Source organism: Streptosporangium minutum (assembly GCF_002149035.1).
Classification (GTDB): domain Bacteria; phylum Actinomycetota; class Actinomycetes; order Streptosporangiales; family Streptosporangiaceae; genus Streptosporangium; species Streptosporangium minutum.
On the sequence record NZ_NGFP01000502.1, the window covers coordinates 1 to 1,340 of the forward strand.

The 1,340-nt window shown below is 67.5% G+C and carries 1 protein-coding gene; it reads left to right on the forward strand.

The window, feature by feature from the left end; all coding sequences use genetic code 11:
• Positions 1-1,340, forward strand: a 1,340-nt coding sequence (rpoB, locus tag CA984_RS44025) for a DNA-directed RNA polymerase subunit beta (RefSeq protein WP_108724713.1), incomplete at both ends; no start/stop codon positions are given.

Sequence of the window (1,340 nt, forward strand, 5' to 3'; positions counted from 1 at the left end):
CGCGTCGAGACCGACGACATCGACCACTTCGGCAACCGCCGCCTGCGCAGCGTCGGCGAGCTCATCCAGAACCAGGTCCGCCTGGGCCTGGCCCGCATGGAGCGCGTCGTCCGCGAGCGGATGACCACCCAGGACGTCGAGGCGATCACGCCGCAGACCCTGATCAACATCCGTCCGGTCGTGGCGTCGATCAAGGAGTTCTTCGGAACCTCCCAGCTGTCGCAGTTCATGGACCAGATCAACCCGCTGGCCGGCCTGACGCACAAGCGGCGTCTGAACGCGCTGGGCCCCGGTGGTCTGTCCCGTGAGCGGGCCGGCTTCGAGGTCCGTGACGTCCACCCCTCCCACTACGGCCGCATGTGCCCGATCGAGACGCCGGAAGGTCCCAACATCGGCCTGATCGGCTCCCTGGCCTCCTTCGGCCGGCTCAACGCCTTCGGCTTCGTCGAGACGCCGTACCGCAAGGTCGTGGACGGGAAGGTGACCGAGCAGATCGACTACCTGACCGCCGACGAGGAGGACCGCTACGTCAAGGCGCAGGCCAACACGGTGTTCAACCCCGACGGGTCGTTGGCCGAGTCCCGCGTCCTGGTCCGCACCAAGGGCGGTGAGACCGAGCTCGCCCGTGCCGCGGAGGTCGACTACATCGACGTGTCGCCGCGCCAGATGGTGTCCGTCGCGACCGCGATGATCCCGTTCCTGGAGCACGACGACGCCAACCGGGCGCTCATGGGCGCGAACATGATGCGCCAGTCGGTGCCGCTGCTCAAGAGCGAGGCGCCGCTGGTCGGCACCGGCATGGAGTACCGTGCGGCCACCGACACGGGTGACATGGTCAGCGCCGAGAAGGCGGGCGTGGTCGAGGAGGTCTCCGCCGACTACGTCACCGTGATGAACGACGACGGCACCCGCACGACCTACCGTGTCGCCAAGTTCAAGCGCTCCAACCAGGGCACCTGCTTCAACCAGAAGCCGATCGTCAAGGAAGGCGATCGGGTCGAGGTGAACCAGGTCGTCGCCGACGGTCCCTGCACCGACGACGGCGAGATGGCGCTCGGCAAGAACCTGCTCGTGGCGTTCATGCCGTGGGAGGGGCACAACTACGAAGACGCGATCATCATCTCGCAACGCCTGGTCCAGGACGACGTGCTGTCCTCGATCCACATCGAGGAGCACGAGGTCGACGCCCGCGACACCAAGCTGGGCCCCGAGGAGATCACCCGGGACATCCCGAACGTCTCCGAGGAGGTCCTGGCCGACCTCGACGAGCGCGGCATCATCCGCATCGGCGCCGAGGTCGTCCCCGGCGACATCCTGGTCGGCAAGGTCACGCCCAAGGG